Origin of the sequence: Nonomuraea sp. NPDC049152 (genome assembly GCF_040648355.1) — a bacterium.
Taxonomy (GTDB): Bacteria; Actinomycetota; Actinomycetes; order Streptosporangiales; family Streptosporangiaceae; genus Nonomuraea.
Genome location: NZ_JBEZDO010000011.1, coordinates 200,231 through 214,577, shown reverse-complemented (window position 1 = coordinate 214,577; position 14,347 = coordinate 200,231). Strand labels below are relative to the sequence as shown.

The 14,347-nt window shown below is 71.4% G+C and carries 16 protein-coding genes; 10 read left to right on the top strand and 6 right to left on the bottom strand.

From position 1 onward, the window contains the following. Positions 1-17: 17 nt before the first annotated feature. On the bottom strand, positions 18-587 hold the full coding sequence (locus tag AB0B45_RS22005) for a TIGR03086 family metal-binding protein (RefSeq protein WP_358133198.1): 570 nt from the start codon (positions 585-587) through the stop codon (positions 18-20). 81 nt (positions 588-668) lie between these two features. On the opposite strand from AB0B45_RS22005, the gene AB0B45_RS22000 reads away from it, so the two are divergent. Genes AB0B45_RS22000 through AB0B45_RS21990 form a run of 3 tightly spaced genes read left to right on the top strand, consistent with a single transcriptional unit; the run spans position 669 to position 5,607 of the window. After that, entirely contained in the window at positions 669-3,305 is a 2,637-nt protein-coding gene (locus tag AB0B45_RS22000) for an AAA family ATPase (RefSeq protein WP_358133194.1), read from the top strand. A gap of 2 nt (positions 3,306-3,307) precedes the next feature. Continuing rightward, positions 3,308-4,195: an alpha/beta fold hydrolase gene (locus AB0B45_RS21995; RefSeq protein WP_358133191.1), complete on the top strand. Its 888-nt coding sequence runs from the start codon at positions 3,308-3,310 to the stop codon at positions 4,193-4,195. Beyond that, positions 4,192-5,607 (top strand): MFS transporter, encoded by a 1,416-nt coding sequence (locus AB0B45_RS21990; protein ID WP_358133188.1) that lies wholly within the window; start codon positions 4,192-4,194, stop codon positions 5,605-5,607. The genes AB0B45_RS21995 and AB0B45_RS21990 overlap by 4 nt, the downstream gene beginning before the upstream one ends. 103 nt (positions 5,608-5,710) lie before the next feature. Here the strand turns inward: AB0B45_RS21990 and AB0B45_RS21985 are convergent, their stop codons facing one another. Both AB0B45_RS21985 and AB0B45_RS21980 read right to left on the bottom strand, forming a co-directional pair. After that, positions 5,711-6,865 (bottom strand): MFS transporter, encoded by a 1,155-nt coding sequence (locus AB0B45_RS21985; RefSeq protein ID WP_358133185.1) that lies wholly within the window; start codon positions 6,863-6,865, stop codon positions 5,711-5,713. Between the two features lie 45 nt (positions 6,866-6,910). After that, positions 6,911-7,081, bottom strand: coding sequence for a DUF3073 domain-containing protein (locus tag AB0B45_RS21980; RefSeq protein ID WP_358133182.1), 171 nt, complete (start codon positions 7,079-7,081; stop codon positions 6,911-6,913). Between the two features lie 76 nt (positions 7,082-7,157). Here AB0B45_RS21980 and AB0B45_RS21975 point away from each other — a divergent pair, with 76 nt between their 5' ends. Further along, on the top strand, positions 7,158-7,499 hold the full coding sequence (locus AB0B45_RS21975; RefSeq protein ID WP_358133180.1) for a metalloregulator ArsR/SmtB family transcription factor: 342 nt from the start codon (positions 7,158-7,160) through the stop codon (positions 7,497-7,499). On the opposite strand, the gene AB0B45_RS21970 is transcribed toward AB0B45_RS21975, so the two are convergent. Then, complete coding sequence (locus AB0B45_RS21970) at positions 7,496-8,518, bottom strand: carotenoid oxygenase family protein (protein WP_358133178.1); 1,023 nt, start codon at positions 8,516-8,518, stop codon at positions 7,496-7,498. The genes AB0B45_RS21975 and AB0B45_RS21970 overlap by 4 nt on opposite strands. Between AB0B45_RS21970 and AB0B45_RS21965 the strand changes: the two genes are divergently transcribed. The 4 genes from AB0B45_RS21965 to AB0B45_RS21950 all read left to right on the top strand — a co-directional run bounded on the left by AB0B45_RS21965 (position 8,473) and on the right by AB0B45_RS21950 (position 10,577). After that, positions 8,473-8,922 carry a PadR family transcriptional regulator gene (locus AB0B45_RS21965; RefSeq protein ID WP_358133175.1) on the top strand — a complete coding sequence of 150 codons (450 nt, stop codon included), beginning with the start codon at positions 8,473-8,475 and terminating at the stop codon, positions 8,920-8,922. The genes AB0B45_RS21970 and AB0B45_RS21965 overlap by 46 nt on opposite strands. A gap of 11 nt (positions 8,923-8,933) precedes the next feature. Beyond that, positions 8,934-9,812, top strand: a complete 879-nt coding sequence (locus AB0B45_RS21960; protein WP_358133173.1) for a 1,4-dihydroxy-2-naphthoyl-CoA synthase — start codon at positions 8,934-8,936, stop codon at positions 9,810-9,812. A gap of 316 nt (positions 9,813-10,128) precedes the next feature. Continuing rightward, on the top strand, positions 10,129-10,485 hold the full coding sequence (locus tag AB0B45_RS21955; RefSeq protein WP_358133170.1) for an aminoglycoside phosphotransferase family protein: 357 nt from the start codon (positions 10,129-10,131) through the stop codon (positions 10,483-10,485). Next, positions 10,410-10,577 carry a CGNR zinc finger domain-containing protein gene (locus tag AB0B45_RS21950; protein ID WP_358133167.1) on the top strand — a complete coding sequence of 56 codons (168 nt, stop codon included), beginning with the start codon at positions 10,410-10,412 and terminating at the stop codon, positions 10,575-10,577. The genes AB0B45_RS21955 and AB0B45_RS21950 overlap by 76 nt, the downstream gene beginning before the upstream one ends. Positions 10,578-10,663: 86 nt before the next feature. Here the strand turns inward: AB0B45_RS21950 and AB0B45_RS21945 are convergent, their stop codons facing one another. Beyond that, positions 10,664-11,122: a rhodanese-like domain-containing protein gene (locus AB0B45_RS21945; protein ID WP_358133164.1), complete on the bottom strand. Its 459-nt coding sequence runs from the start codon at positions 11,120-11,122 to the stop codon at positions 10,664-10,666. A 255-nt stretch (positions 11,123-11,377) separates the two neighbouring features. Next, positions 11,378-12,232 carry an NADP-dependent oxidoreductase gene (locus tag AB0B45_RS21940; protein ID WP_358133161.1) on the bottom strand — a complete coding sequence of 285 codons (855 nt, stop codon included), beginning with the start codon at positions 12,230-12,232 and terminating at the stop codon, positions 11,378-11,380. Between the two features lie 234 nt (positions 12,233-12,466). Between AB0B45_RS21940 and AB0B45_RS21935 the strand changes: the two genes are divergently transcribed. Together AB0B45_RS21935 and AB0B45_RS21930 are read left to right on the top strand one after the other, a co-directional pair. Next, positions 12,467-13,627: a histidine kinase gene (locus AB0B45_RS21935; protein WP_358133352.1), complete on the top strand. Its 1,161-nt coding sequence runs from the start codon at positions 12,467-12,469 to the stop codon at positions 13,625-13,627. Positions 13,628-13,655: 28 nt separating this feature from the next. Beyond that, positions 13,656-14,306, top strand: coding sequence for a response regulator transcription factor (locus tag AB0B45_RS21930; RefSeq protein ID WP_358133158.1), 651 nt, complete (start codon positions 13,656-13,658; stop codon positions 14,304-14,306). Positions 14,307-14,347: the final 41 nt, after the last annotated feature.

Below are 14,347 nucleotides of genomic sequence, written 5' to 3'. Positions count from 1 at the left end.
CCGTTCCGGCACGTGGCTCAGGCCGTCCAGCGCGGGTCGCGGCCGAGGTAGCGCAGCAGGGCGGCCACGTCGTCGTCACCGTCCTGACGCTCGAGGGCGGCGGCGTAGACGCCGTAGGCCCTGAGCGGCTCGATGTGCTGCTCCGCGATCGACAGCAGCTCGCGGGCCATGGCCTGGGTGAGCGGCGAGGGCTGCCCCGTCGCCATCGCGATGTCCCACGCGTGGACGGCGGCGTCGAGCGCGCACGCCCCGATGCCGAGGGCGTAGGTCATCGTGTTCGGCGGCACGGGGACAGGGACCTCCTGGGCGTCGGGCGAAACGGTCGCCCAGGCGTCGGCCGAAACCTTCATCGCCCGCTCCGCCACCTCTTCGGGAGCGTCGGCCAGCTTGCCCGAGGGGGCGAACGGGTTCTCTTCGGGGAGCGGCCCGCCGGTGATGAACGCCGCGTAGCCGATCTGGTCGCCCGCGGCGTGCTGGAGCACCTGGGTGACGTTCCACTCGGCGCAGGGGGTGGACAGCTCCCAGCCGTCGGCGGGAACGTTGCGGATGACGGTGCGGAGGGCTTCGTGCGCCTCGGTGAGGATCATGTCTCTACTATAGCAGAACGGAACACTCCATTCCAATAGCCTGTGCCAAGTAACCGGGCGACGGCTCGTAGGCTCAGGCGGGTGCGCGAGAAAGACATCCTGTACGGCAGAGCCGCCGAGCAAGCCACCGTCACCGCCCTCCTGTCCACCGCGGGAAAGGGCCGGGGCCAGGCGCTCGTCATCCGCGGCGACGCAGGGATCGGCAAGTCGGCGCTCGTCGAACACGCGGCCGTCGAGGCGGGCCGGCTGAGAGTGCTGAAGGCCACGGGCACCGAGAGCGAGACAGGGCTGGCGTTCGCGGCGCTCCACCAGCTCCTCCACCCCGTCACCGCCGAGCTCGACGCCCTCCCCGAGCCGCAGCGCGACGCGGTGGCGGGAGCGTTGGGCCTGGCCGCCACCCGCAGCGACGACCGGTTCCTCGTGGCGGCAGGCGTCCTCTCCCTCCTGATCGAAGCCGCCGCACCCGAAGGCCTGCTGGTCGTGGTCGATGACTTCCAGTGGATCGACCAGGCCTCGGCGGACGCCCTGCTGTTCGCGGCCAGGCGGCTGGGAAACGAGCGCATCGCGATGCTGCTGGCCGTACGAGGGGAGACGCGCACGCCGGGCCTGCCCGAGCTGTCCCTCACCGGGCTCGACCAGGACAGCGCCGCCACGCTCCTCACCGAGCGCGCCGAGCCCGCGCGCGAGGTGGTGGAGCGCCTGGTCGAGCTGACCGGAGGCAACCCGCTGGCTCTGCGCGAGACGGTGGAGCTGCTGACGCCCGGCCAGTTGGCCGGCACGGCGCCGCTGCCCGAGCCGCTGCCGGTGGGCGCGGGCATCTTCGGCGAGCAGGTACGGCGGCTGCCCGAGGAGACCAGGAGGCTCCTTCTGGTGGCCGCGCTCGAAGGCAGGGGCGACCTCGACGTGGTGCTGAAGGCCGCGGACACCGGCGAGCCCGCGCTCAGTCCCGCGGAGGCGGCTGGCCTGATCAGCGTCGACTCGGCGATCAGGTTCAGGCACCCGCTGGTCAGGTCGGCCGTCTACGCGGAGTCCAGCGGCGCGCGACGGCGTGAGGTGCACCAGGCGCTTGCCGTACAGGTGGCCGATCCCGACCGGCGCGCGTGGCACAGGGCGGCGGCGGCGGTGGGCCAGGACGAGGAGGTCGCGGCCGAGCTGGCCGCCTCGGCCGAGCGGGCGAGAGCGCGCGGCGGCTACGCCGACGCGGCCACCGCGCTGGTGCGGGCGGCCGAGCTGACGCCTGAGCGGGAGCGGCGCGCGGTACGGCTGGCCGCCGCAGCCACCTCGGCCTGGCTCGGAGGGCGCCCAGGCCAGGCCGAGAGCTGTCTGGCCGAGGCCAGAGCGCTCGCGGACCGGCCAGAGTTCGCGCAGCTCAGAGGCAGGTTCGAGCTCAACTCCGGTGACGCGGCCGAGGCGCTGCGCATCCTGGCCTCGGGCGACACGCTGGAGATGCTGGCCGACGCGTCGGAGGCGGCCTCGTACGTGGGCGACGTCGAGGCGATCGTGGCGATCGGCCGCCGCGCCGAAGCCTTTCCCCCGAGCTTCCTGCGCGACGCGGTGGCGGGTATCGGCGCGACGCTCGGCGGCGACCGGGACAAGGGGGCGCTGCTGCTGCGCGGGGCGCTGGGCCGTACCGGCGAGCTCGATGACGCCGCGCAGTTCCTGTGGGCCTCGGCCGCGGCCAGCTACCTGGGCGAGGTCGATGTCTCCGCCGAGCTGGCCGCCAGGGCGGGCCGTGCCGCCAGGGTCTCCGGCATGGTGGGGCAGCTGCCCGTGGTGCTGGAGTTCGTGGCCACGGCCGAGCGGTTCGAGGGAAGGTTCGCCCACAGCGCGGCGATCGCGCAGGAGGGACTCGAACTGGCCCGCGAGGCCGGCTACACCAACTCGGTCGCCGCCCACCTGGCCAACCTGGCGGCGGTCGCGGCGGTCCAGGGACGCGAGGACGACTGCGCGCGCTTCGCCCACGAGGCGCTGGCGATCGCGATCCCGCACCGCGTCGGACTGCGCGTGAGCACGGCCCGCTACGCGCTCGGCCTGCTCGACCTGGGGATGGGACGCCACGCGGCGGCCCACGACCGGTTCACCGCGCTGGCCGCGACAGGGCATCCCACGGCCGTCTGGCGCTCGACGCCCGACCGGGTGGAGGCCGCGGCCGGCTGCGGCGAGCTGGACGCGGCCCGCGCCGCCTACACCGCCTACGAGCACTGGTCGGCCGACGCCCGCACCCCGCAGGCGAAGGCGCTGCTGGCCAGGTGCAGAGCGCTGACCGGCGATGACGCCGCCTTCGACGAGGCCATGGGCCTGCATCCCGAGGGCTTCGAGCGGGCCAGGACCGCCCTCCTGTACGGCGAGCGCCTGCGCAGGCTGCACCGCCCCGGCGACGCCCGCCCGCACCTGCGCTACGCGATGGAGACGTTCGAGCGGGCGGGAGCCGACCCGTGGGCGCACAGGGCAGGCGACGAGCTGCGTGCGGCGGGCGAGACGCGGTCCATGCCGGAGCGTGACGCGCTGGGCACGCTCACCCCGCAGGAGCTGCGCATCGCCAAGCTGGTGGCGGCGGGCGCGTCCAGCAAGGAGGTGGCCGCGCAGTTGTTCCTCAGCCCGCGCACGGTGGAGTACCACCTCTACAAGATCTATCCGAAACTCGGTGTCAGCTCCCGTACCGAACTGGCACTAGTAGTCCTACGGATGGCAGGCGACTCCCACCAAGAGATGCTCTAGCAATGCAAAACACGCTCTGCATCGAAGAGTTCGGCGACACCGCCCACCCGCCCGTCCTGCTCATCGCAGGCTCCATGTCACAGGGCCCCGCGAGCTGGCCCGACGCGTTCGTCGGCCGCCTGGCGGCGGGAGGGCGCAGGGTGATCCGCTACGACCACCGCGACACCGGCCGTTCCCAGACGATCGACTTCGCGACCGACCCCTACACCTGGCACGACATCAAGAACGACGCGCTGGCCGTGCTCGACGCCCACGGCATCGAGTCGGCGCACCTCGTCGGCCACTCGGCCGGCGGCGTGCTCGCCCAGTGGATCGCCGTCGAGCATCCCGAGCGGGTGACGACGCTGACGGCGATCGGCTCCTCGCCCCTGGGCAGGCAGGAGGGGATGACCATCATGCGCGCCCTCATGGGCGAGGAGCAGCCGGAGGGCAGCCTGCCTCCTCCCACGCCCGCGTTCGTGGAGTTCTACCGGAAGATGATCACCGCTCCCCCGCCCGCGACCAGGCGGGAGCAGATCGACTTCCAGCTCGCCGAGGCCAGGGTGCTCTCCGGCGGCGGGCTCCCGTTCGACGAGGACGAGGAGCGCCGCCAGGCCGAGCGGCTCCACGAGCGGGCCCTCGACCTGTCCGCCCTCGCCAACCACCGGCTCGCGGCGGCGGCCGACATGGCCTTCGAACCCGTGGGCGTGCTCCACACGGTGAAGGCGCCCACGCTGGTCATCGAGGGCACGCACGAGCCCGCCAAGCCGGGCCACGGCGCGCTCATCGCCGAGGCCATCCCGGGGGCGGAGCTGCTGATGGTGGAGGGCATGGGTCACATGCTCGCGCCGCAGGTGCACGAGACCCTGGCCGAGGCCATCCTGAGGCACACGGTTACTGTGCAGAGGTGACCTATCGCCGCAGGATGCTGGTGCTGGCGATCTGCTGCATGAGCCTGCTGATCGTCAGCCTCGACAGTACGGTCCTCAATGTGGCGCTGCCGTCCATGCGGCGGGAGTTCGACGCTCCCATCTCCGCCCTGCAGTGGACGATCGACGCCTACACCCTCGTGCTGGCCTCGCTGCTCATGCTGTCGGGCTCCACCGCCGACAGGTACGGCCGCCGCAGGGTGTTCCAGATCGGCCTGCTGCTCTTCACGCTGGGCTCGGTGCTGTGCAGCCTCGCGCCCGGCATGGGGTGGCTGGTCGTCTTCAGGATGATCCAGGCCGTGGGCGGGTCGATGCTGAACCCGGTGGCGATGTCGATCATCACCAACGTCTTCACCGACCCGCGCGAGCGGGCCAGGGCCATCGGCGTCTGGGGCGGCGTGGTGGGCATCAGCATGGCGGCGGGGCCGTTGGCGGGCGGGCTGCTGGTGGACACGCTCGGCTGGCGCTCCATCTTCTGGCTCAACCTGCCGCTCGGCATCGCCGCCCTGATCCTGACCACGCTGTTCGTGCCCGAGTCCAAGGCGCCGAGGGCGCGCAGGTTCGACCCGGTCGGTCAGCTCCTGGTGATCGCGCTGCTGGGCTCGCTGACGTTCGGCATCATCGAGGCGCCGGCGAAGGGCTGGTCCTCGCCGCTCATCCTCGGCTGTTTCGCTCTGGCGGCGCTCTCGCTGGTGGGGCTGCTGATCTACGAGCCGCGCAGGGTCGAGCCGCTCATCGACGTGCGCTTCTTCCGCAGCGCGCCGTTCAGCGGGGCGACCGTGCTCGCTGTCAGCGCGTTCGCGGCGCTGGGCGGGTTCCTGTTCATCAACACGCTCTACCTGCAGGAGGTGCGCGGCCTGGACGCGCTCCACGCGGGTCTCTACATGCTTCCCATGGCCTCGATGACGCTGGTCTTCGCGCCGGTGTCGGGGCGGATCGTCGGCAGCCGGGGCCCCAGGCTGCCGACGATGCTGGCGGGCCTGGCCATGGCGGCCAGCGGGGTGCTGTTCGCCGGGTTCGGCGCCTGGCGGTCCGACCCGCTGATGTTCACCGCCTACGTCCTGTTCGGGATGGGCTTCGGGCTGGTCAACGCGCCGATCACGAACACCGCGGTGTCCGGCATGCCGCGTGAGCAGGCGGGAGTCGCCGCGGCCATCACCTCGACCAGCCGCCAGATCGGCATATCGCTGGGAGTCGCGGTCATCGGCTCGGTGATCGCCGCCACGGGCCCTGCCTCGGCCAGCGGCAACACCGCCTGGTGGATCATCGCGGGCTGCGGGGCCACGGTGCTGGTCGTCGGCGGCCTCACCACCAGCGCGTGGGCCGCGGCCACCGCCGACCGTACGGCGAAGCGCATCGAGAGCGGGGACCGCGTGCCCGCCACGCGCTCGTAGCCGACCGGCGTTGACACCACGCGCTCGTAGCCGACCGGCGTTGACACCACGCGCTCGTAGCCGACCCGCGTTTCACGCCACGCGCTCGTAGCCGACCCGCGTTTCACGCCACGCGCTCGTAGCCGACCAGGCAGGTCGCGCCGGCCAGGCAGGCGGCGCACACCCCCGCCATCACCGCGGGATACCCGAAGACCTGTGCCCCAGCGGCGGCCACCAGGGGAGCCACCGCCTTGGAGACGGTGATGGGCAGCGCCAGCGCGCCGCTGAGCGTGGCGTAGACGGCCGTGTCGTAGCGGTCGGCCAGCAGCGCGGGGCGCGCCAGGGTGCCGACGCCGAAGCCCAGGCCGAACAGGGTGACGGCGCCGATCGCGCCCGCCACCGTATGACCGACCAGGGGAAGCAGCGCCGCGGCGACACCCTGCAGCGCGAACACGGCGGCGGCGACGAGCGCGGTCGGCCAGCGGGCCTGCAGCCCGGTGGTGACCAGGCGGCCCGTGACCGACAGCACGCCGAGCAGCCCCGCGACGGTGGCGGCGAACAGCGCGGAATGACCGAGCACGATCAGGTACGTCACCAGCAGGACGCCGATGACCGCGACCGCGCCGGTCTGGCTCAGGAACGCGGCGGCCAGCAGCCAGAAGGGCCGTTCGCGCAGCGCGCCCCTGACGTAGCCGGGCTCGGGCGCCACCGAGGTCCTGTCGCGCAGCGTCAGCCAGTGCAGGGGGACGGCGACCAGGCCGTAGCCGAGGCCGAGCACCACCAGGGCGGACCGCCAGCCGTACCGATCGACGAGCAGGCCCGTCAACGGCATGAAGACGCTGGAGGCGAACCCCGCCACGATCGTGACCGCCAGCAGCGCCCGCGCCCTGCGGGCGGTGTCGTACCAGGCCACGACCACGGCGAACGCGGCCTCGTAGAGGACCATCGCCGACGACAGGCCGACGGCCGCGAGCACCAAGTAGAGCTGGACCAGCGACCCGACCCGCGACCAGGCCAGCAGCGCGAGCGCACCCAGCAGCGAGCCGACCGTCATCAACGCCCTGCCGCCCCTGGCGTCGAGCATCCGCCCGACCAGCGGCGCGACCAGGCCCGACACCAGGACGGCGAGCGTCAGCGCGCCCGCCACCTGGGTGATGCTCGCCCGCAACTCCACCCGCATCGGCTGGAGAAAGACCGAGAAGGCGTAGTAAAGCACGCCGTAGCCTGCGGTCTGGGTGACGGCCAGCGCGGCGACCATCTGCCCGTTTCGGGCGATCACGCCAGGTCAATGCCCCGCTGATCGCCCGTCATACCGTGATAAAGGTCACCCGGAGGACGTCGCGGAGTCACGCGACGGTTCCGTGGTCCCCGTTTCGTCCCTCGACGAGTCGGCGCCGAGTTCTTCGCGCAGGCGCTCGTAGTCGATCTGGTGGTTGGTGTACTTCAGCTCGCGAGCGACCTTCGTCTGCTTCGCCTTGGCTCTGCCTCGCCCCATGGCTCCACTCCCTCGATGCCCGCCATCATCCTATCAAGTTGAAGAATTGTGCAACTCGCTATATTACGATAGTTGCATGCCCGTTCCGCTGTACCAGGCCAAGGCAGATTTCTTCCGCACGCTCGGGCATCCCGTGCGCATCCAGGTGCTAGAACTCCTCAGGCAGGGTCCCAGACCGGTCCGCGATCTGCTCAACGAGATCGAAGTCGAGGCCTCGAGCCTCTCCCAGCAGCTGGCAGTCCTCCGCAGAGCCGGGATAGTGAGCGCCACCCGCGACGGGGCGACCGTCGTCTACGAACTCTCCAGCCCAGACGTGGCCCATCTGCTCATCGACGCGCGGCGCATCCTCACGGACATGCTCGCCGACCAGGGGGAGTTGCTGGCGGAGCTGAGGGCCGAGGGCCGGGCGGTGGGCTAGTCGGCGATCCAGCTGCCGTGGAACCCGGCGGGGACGCGGCGCGGTAGCCGTACGGAGGCGACCTCGTGCAGGTCGGTGGCCTCATGGACGAGGAGCCTGTCGTCCACGATGGACATCAGCCAGCCCTCGTCCTCGGCACGGGCGCCGGCCCTCGGCACGAAGACCGCCTCACCCGCGTGCCCGTCGACCGGCGTGATCGTGCTGGTGCCGCGTTCGGTGTCGTACTTGACCACCTCGCCGCCGGTGACCGCGTAGAGGTAGCGGCTGGCGCGGCCGAGGCGGTCCTCGTTGAACGTGGGGAACTCCACGCTGCGGTCGTCCAGCTGCTCCTCCTTCACCGCGCCGTCGAGGTCGAGCGTCCATCGGTGCAGGACGGCCGCGCCCGCCTGCGGGGTCGGGTCGGTCGAGCCGCCGATCACCTTCCACGTGCGGTTGAAGTAGTCGCGCGAGTAGCGGACGCCGTCGAGCACGACACGCCCCTGCGCGTCCTCGCGGGCGTTGCCGACGTGGAAGACGTAGCAGGGGTCCACGTCGAACCAGCGGGTCACGCCGGCCCTGTCCATCACGCCGAGGCGGGCGCCGTAGGCGTCGCTCCAGCTGAACGGCATGCCCTTGCCGAGCCGTTCCATGTCGAACACGACAGGCAGGTCCAGCCAGATCACGTAGTGCTCGGTGACCGTGAAGTCGTGCATCATCGTCGGCCCAGGCACCTCGACCGCCCTGCTCTCCACCAGCTCGCCCGCCGCGTCCAGGCGGTGGTAGGTGAGGTAGGGCGGCACGACGCCGTAGCCGAAGAAGTGCAGTTCGCCGTCCAACTCCTTGGGGTGCGCGGTCATCCCGGTGGTCAGCCGGCCGCCGAAGTCGCGGGGGCCGACCGTGCCCAGCTCGCTCGTCATCTCGTACGGCAGGCCGGCCTCGACCAGGGCCAGGATCTTGCCCGCGTGGTGGATGACATGGGTGTTGGCCCGACCTGATGAAGCTGTTCGACGTCTCTCTGGCCAACGTCTGGCCCGCCACACAGAGCCAGCTCTACGGCGAGCTCGGCAAGCTGGCCGACTCCGGCCTGATCACGGTCACCGCCGAGGGACCGCGCGGGCGCAAGGAGTACGCCATCACCGAGGAGGGCACGGCCGAACTGCGTCACTGGATGACCGAGGTCCCGCCGCTCCACGCCGCCCGCAGCGACCTGCTGCTCCGCGTCTTCTTCCTAGGGCAGCTCTCCCCCGGCGAAGCTCGCGACTACCTGCGCGAGCAGGGCGCCGTCGCCACTTCGCGGCACGAGGCGCTGGAGGGCATCAGGGCGGCGGTCGAGGAGGGCGACGACAACCTGTCGGTCTACGGCAGGATCGTGCTGGAGTGGGGCCTGCGCTTCACCACGACCCAGCGGGAATGGGCCGAATGGGCCGAGCAACAGATCCGTTAGGCTCTTGAACCATGGTCTCCGAGCTGTTCGACCCCAAGGCCTGGCAGGTCCTCGAGGGTTTCGACTTCACCGACATCACCTACCACCGAGCCGTCGACCAGGGCACCGTCCGCATCGCCTTCAACCGGCCCGAGGTGCGCAACGCCTTCAGGCCGCAGACCGTCGACGAGCTCTACCGCGCGTTCGACCACGCCAGGCAGACCACCGACGTGGGCTGCGTGCTGCTCACCGGCAACGGACCCTCGCCCAAGGACGGCGGCTGGGCCTTCTGCTCGGGTGGTGACCAGCGGATCAGGGGCAAGGACGGCTACCAGTACGCCGACGGCACCCCCTCGACGGGCCGCCTGCACATCCTCGAGGTGCAGCGACTCATCCGCTTCATGCCGAAGATCGTCATCTGCGTGGTCCCCGGGTGGGCGGCCGGCGGCGGGCACAGCCTCCACGTCGTGTCCGACCTCACGCTCGCCAGCGCCGAGCACGCGCGCTTCAAGCAGACCGACGCCGACGTGGCCAGCTTCGACGGCGGCTTCGGCTCGGCCTACCTGGCCCGCCAGGTGGGCCAGAAGTTCGCCCGCGAGATCTTCTTCCTCGGCGACACCTACACCGCGGCCGACGCCCACAGGATGGGCATGGTCAACGCGGTCGTCCCGCACGAGGAGCTGGAGTCCACCGCGCTCGAATGGGCACGGAAGATCAACGGCAAGTCGCCCACTGCGCAGCGGATGCTGAAGTACTCCTTCAACCTCATCGACGACGGACTGGTCGGCCAGCAGGTCTTCGCGGGAGAGGCGACCCGCCTCGCCTACATGACCGACGAGGCCGCCGAGGGCCGCGACTCCTTCCTGGAGAAGCGCGAGCCCGACTGGTCGCCTTTCCCCTGGCACTTCTGATGATCGAGGTCCCCGAGGAGCTGGCGGCTCACCACCTGAAGTACGCCGACGACGCGGGAGCCGCCTGGACGGCCGACCTGCCGGGCCTGGCCGAACACTTCCTCGACCGCTGGGACCTGCACCCCGACGGCGCGGTGATGCACGGAGTGGTGTCGCTCGTCCTGCTCGCTCGACGACATGCCCGACGTGGAGCAGGCGCTGCGCATCCTCACCGACCTGCTCGCCCGCCTGATCGCCCACCCCGGGCCCGAGGGGATGCGGACCCTCAGGCCGGGCGCATCCTCCAACATGCCGGAGGCGATGGCGCGCGGCCGCGGTGCGGGAGCTGGTCGGCGAGCCCGGCGACCGGCTGCTCCACTGGGACCTGCACTTCAGCAACGTGCTGGCCGCGGCGCGCGAGCCGTGGCTGGCCATCGACCCCAAGCCACTGGTGGGCGACCCCGGGTTCGAGCTGATGCCCGCGCTGCGCAACCGCTGGCCGTCCACGGACGTACGCGGGACGGCGCTCAGGCGGTTCGACCTGATGGTCGAGGGCCTGGGGCTGGATCGGGAGCGGGCGATCGGGTGGACGCTCGGCCGCCTGCTGCAGAACGGGCTGTGGTCCCTGAAGGACGGCGAGGCCAGGATCAACCAGGACGAGATCGCCATCGTAGAGGCCCTGCTGAGCCGCTGACCGGCAGACGAAGGTGGTGCTCCATGGAGAGCTGCGGCAATCGCGCCAAGGTGGGGCGCTTCAGCCAGCGGGCACGTGATCTCGGTGATTGACGCACGCCGGACGAGGGTAGAACATGATCGCCCCCGGCCGCCGTGTTCCAGCCGGGGGCGCCAACCCGGCCCTGGCTCCGCGGAGCTCAGCAGGCGCAGGCGATCCCGGACACGGGGGCGGTGAGCGGGTCGATGGGGTTCCTGGTCACGCCGCCGGCGGTCTCGACGGGGAAGCCCTCACGCGCCCAGTACTCGAAGCCGCCGAGCATCTCCTTCACCCGGTAGCCGAGCTTGGCGAACTCCAGCGCGGCCCTGGTGGCGCCGTTGCACCCCGGGCCCCAGCAGTAGGTCACCACGGTCACGTCCGCGGGCACCAGGCCGGCTGCCCTGGCGGCGATCTCGGCGGTCGGCAGGTGGACGGCGCCCTCGATGTGGCCCTGGTTCCAGCTCTCCAGACTCCGCGAGTCGATCACCACGACGCCGGGGACCCGGTCGGCGAGGTCGGCCGCGACGTCGGACACGTCGGTCTCGAACGCGAGCCGCGCCGCGAAGTGCGCGAGCGCGACGGCGTTGTCGGCGGCGGGGGTGGAGGTGACAGCGGACATCGGGGGCTTCCCTTCTCTGACCGGTTGGTACGCACCCATGGTGGCCCGCGGGTCGGCACCCGAGACAGTGGCGGGAAAGCCGCCTATCGCTAAGATCCCGCCAACCGACGCCGGACCCTGCCTCGGCGCCGAACGACTCCCTCTGAGGGACCCCAGCCCGCAGTCAGGCCCACCGTCCCGGGACCTCAGTGCGGGGCTGAGGTCCAGGTGTGGGGACGGCGGGCGCGAGGTCGCGGCCGGGAAGACGGCGCGGGGTCAGGGGATTTCGATGACGAGCTTGCCCCTTCCGTGGCCGGTCTCGATCTCCCTGTGCGCGTCGGCGGCACGCTCGAGGGGGAACGTGCGGCGGACCAGCCACGTGAACCCGCCCTTGGCGATCAGCTCCGCGTACCTGCCGAGCCGCTCGGCCGTACGGCCCGCCTGGACCAGCCGCACCCCCAGCTCGGCCGCCCTGCCGTGCTCCACCAGCGTGACGATCCTCGCGGGGTCCTTCACCAGGTCGAGCGACACCTCGAGTGCGTGTCCTCCCGCTCCGTCGAGCACCGCGTCCACCTGGCCGAGCGCCCTGACCCTGTCGGCCAGCCCGTCGCCGTAGGTGACAGGGATCGCACCGAGCGAGCGAAGGTAGTCGTGGTTCTCCTCCCTGCCGGTCCCGATCACCCTGGCGCCGAGCCTGCGGGCGATCTGCACCGCCGCCGTCCCCACGGAGCCCGACGCCCCGTGCACCAGCAGCGTCTCGCCCTCCTTCAGCCCGATCGCGATCAGGGAGAGCTCCGCCGTCTGCACCCCGGCCGTCAGGCTGCCTGCCACCGCCCACGGCACCCCAGCGGGCTTGGGCGCCACCTGGTCGGCGCCGACCACGATGTACTCGGCGTAGCTGTTCAACTGGGAGAAGCCGAGCACCTCGTCGCCCTCGGCGAACCCCGTGACGTCCGAGCCCACCTGGTCGACCACGCCCGCGAACTCGTTGCCCGGGATGCGCGGCAGTTCGCCCGTCACGCCTGGCGGCGTCCATCCGGCGCGCACGGCCGCGTCGTACGGCTGCACACCCGCCGCCTTGACCCGCACCCTCACCTGGCCGGGACCCGCCTGCGGGGTCTCGATCTCCATCACCTGAAGTACGTCGGGCCCACCTGGGGTCGCGAACGCGGCTGCCTTCATCTCGATCAACTCCTCGTGTCAGTCACCCCACTCTGCGACCTCAACCGAACTTGAGGTCAATCCCGGGCACGTCGGATCCCTCTTGAGAGCGAGCACAGACCGCTCCCACCGGCGATCCGCGGCCCCCGCCCGGTCGCCGACCATGGCATGGAGCATCCTCAGAAAGGAGGAAGATTGGACGCTGTGTCGGATCTGCCGCAAATCGCCCACCTCAAGGAGCGCTTCCGCGCGCTCCCACCGCTGCAGGTGGACCTCGCGCTGACCGCCCTGGTGCTGATCATCCAGCTCTGGCCGTTCCTCGGCGGGGAGCGATGGTCGGGTGAGCCATGGCACTGGTGGGGCTACGTGGTCGTGGTCGCGTCCGTGCTTCCGCTGATCTGGCGGCGGAAGGCTCCCGTGACGAGCATGCTGGCGACGGTCGGCGCGCTCTCCCTCTACGACCTGGTCGACTCGGTCCCCGCCCAGCCGGTCTGGTACGCCAGCCTGATCAGCATGTACACCGTCGCCGCCTACGCGCGCGGCTGGCAGAGGGTGGCGGTCCTGCTCATCACGGTGGGCGGCGGTCTGCTGCTGGTCGGCTCGTCGGAGACCGCCGTGCGCGGCACCGTGGGCGCCGTCGCCGCCTACGCCGTCGGCAGGGCCACCGCCACGTCACGGGCGTACGCCGCCGCGCTGGAGGAGCGTGCCGTACAGCTGGAAAGGGAGCGGGAATTGGAGGCCGAGCGCGCCGCCGAGCTCGAAAGGGCCAGGATCGCCCGCGACATGCACGACATCCTCGCGCACGCGGTCAGCCTGATGGTCGTCCAGGCCGAGGCCGGCCCGGTGGTGGTCAGGAGCAACCCGGCCCGCGCGGAGGCCGCCTTCGACGCCATCGCCACCGCGGGACGCGACGCGATGGTCCAGCTGCGCCGCATGCTCGGCGTGCTCAAGGAGGAGGAAGGTCCGCGCGCTCCGCAGCCCACGATCGCCGACCTCTCCTCGCTGGTGTCCCAGGTGCCGCTGCCGGTCTCCCTCCACGTGTACGGCACGGCCCGCGCCCTGCAGCCAGACCTCGAGGTGGCGGTGTACCGGATCGCGCAGGAGTCGATCACCAACGTCGTCAAGCACGCCGGGGCCTCCCGCGCCGACCTCGTCCTCCGCTGGACCGACGACGCCCTGTCGATCGAGGTCACCGACGACGGCGCGGGCTCCGGCCTGGCGCTGCCCTCGGGCGGCAACGGCCTCATCGGCATCCGCGAGCGCGCCGCCGCCTGCGGTGGCACCGCGACCGCGGGCCCGCGCACGGATGCCCCGGGATTCCAGGTCTCGGTACGGCTCCCGCTCACCCCCGAGCGCGGCCCGTGAATCAACACGTGAATCAAGGAGTGAACCGATGAGCATCAGGGTGGTGGTCGCCGACGACCAGGAGCTCGTGCGCGGCGGGTTCAGCATGATCCTCGACGCCCAGCCCGACATCGACGTGGTGGCCGAGGCGAGCGACGGCATCGAGGCCGTCGCGCTGGTCCGCGAGCACCGGCCCGACGTCCTGCTGCTCGACATCCGCATGCCCAGAATGGACGGCATCGAGGCGGCCAGGCTGGTGGGGCGGGAGACCAAGGTCCTCATGCTCACCACCTTCGACCTCGACGACTACGTCTACGACGCCCTGCGGGCGGGCGCGAGCGGGTTCCTGCTGAAGGACGTGCGCAGGGACGACCTGGTCAACGCGGTCCGGGTGGTCGCCGCGGGGGAATCCCTCCTCGCGCCCACCGTCACCAGCCGCCTGATCGCCGAGTTCACCTCCCGCCCCGCGGCGGCGGCGGTGTCGGCGGAGCGGCTCGCCGTCCTCACGACCAGGGAGCAGGAGACGCTCGCGCTGATCGCCCGCGGGCTGTCGAACGCCGAGATCGCCGCGGAGATGGTCCTCAGCGAGCACACCGTGAAGACGCACGTGAGCAACGTGCTCACCAAACTCGGCCTGCGCGACAGGGTGCAGGCGGTCATCGTCGCCTACGAGACGGGGCTGGCCGTACCGGGGCATTAAGCGTTTTTCAAGCGATCTGCAACCCACCCACGGATATATTC

Bases quoted from the DNA above. Each gene is read 5' to 3' on its own strand.
- AB0B45_RS22005 (WP_358133198.1), bottom strand. From the start codon at position 587: ATGATCCTCACCGAGGCGCACGAAGCCCTCCGCACCGTCATCCGCAAC.
- AB0B45_RS21995 (WP_358133191.1), top strand. From the start codon at position 3,308: ATGCAAAACACGCTCTGCATCGAAGAGTTCGGCGACACCGCCCACCCG.
- AB0B45_RS21960 (WP_358133173.1), top strand. From the start codon at position 8,934: ATGGTCTCCGAGCTGTTCGACCCCAAGGCCTGGCAGGTCCTCGAGGGT.
- AB0B45_RS21980 (WP_358133182.1), bottom strand. From the start codon at position 7,081: ATGGGGCGAGGCAGAGCCAAGGCGAAGCAGACGAAGGTCGCTCGCGAG.
- AB0B45_RS21930 (WP_358133158.1), top strand. From the start codon at position 13,656: ATGAGCATCAGGGTGGTGGTCGCCGACGACCAGGAGCTCGTGCGCGGC.
- AB0B45_RS21945 (WP_358133164.1), bottom strand. From the start codon at position 11,122: ATGTCCGCTGTCACCTCCACCCCCGCCGCCGACAACGCCGTCGCGCTC.
- AB0B45_RS21940 (WP_358133161.1), bottom strand. From the start codon at position 12,232: ATGGAGATCGAGACCCCGCAGGCGGGTCCCGGCCAGGTGAGGGTGCGG.
- AB0B45_RS21965 (WP_358133175.1), top strand. From the start codon at position 8,473: ATGAAGCTGTTCGACGTCTCTCTGGCCAACGTCTGGCCCGCCACACAG.
- AB0B45_RS21975 (WP_358133180.1), top strand. From the start codon at position 7,158: ATGCCCGTTCCGCTGTACCAGGCCAAGGCAGATTTCTTCCGCACGCTC.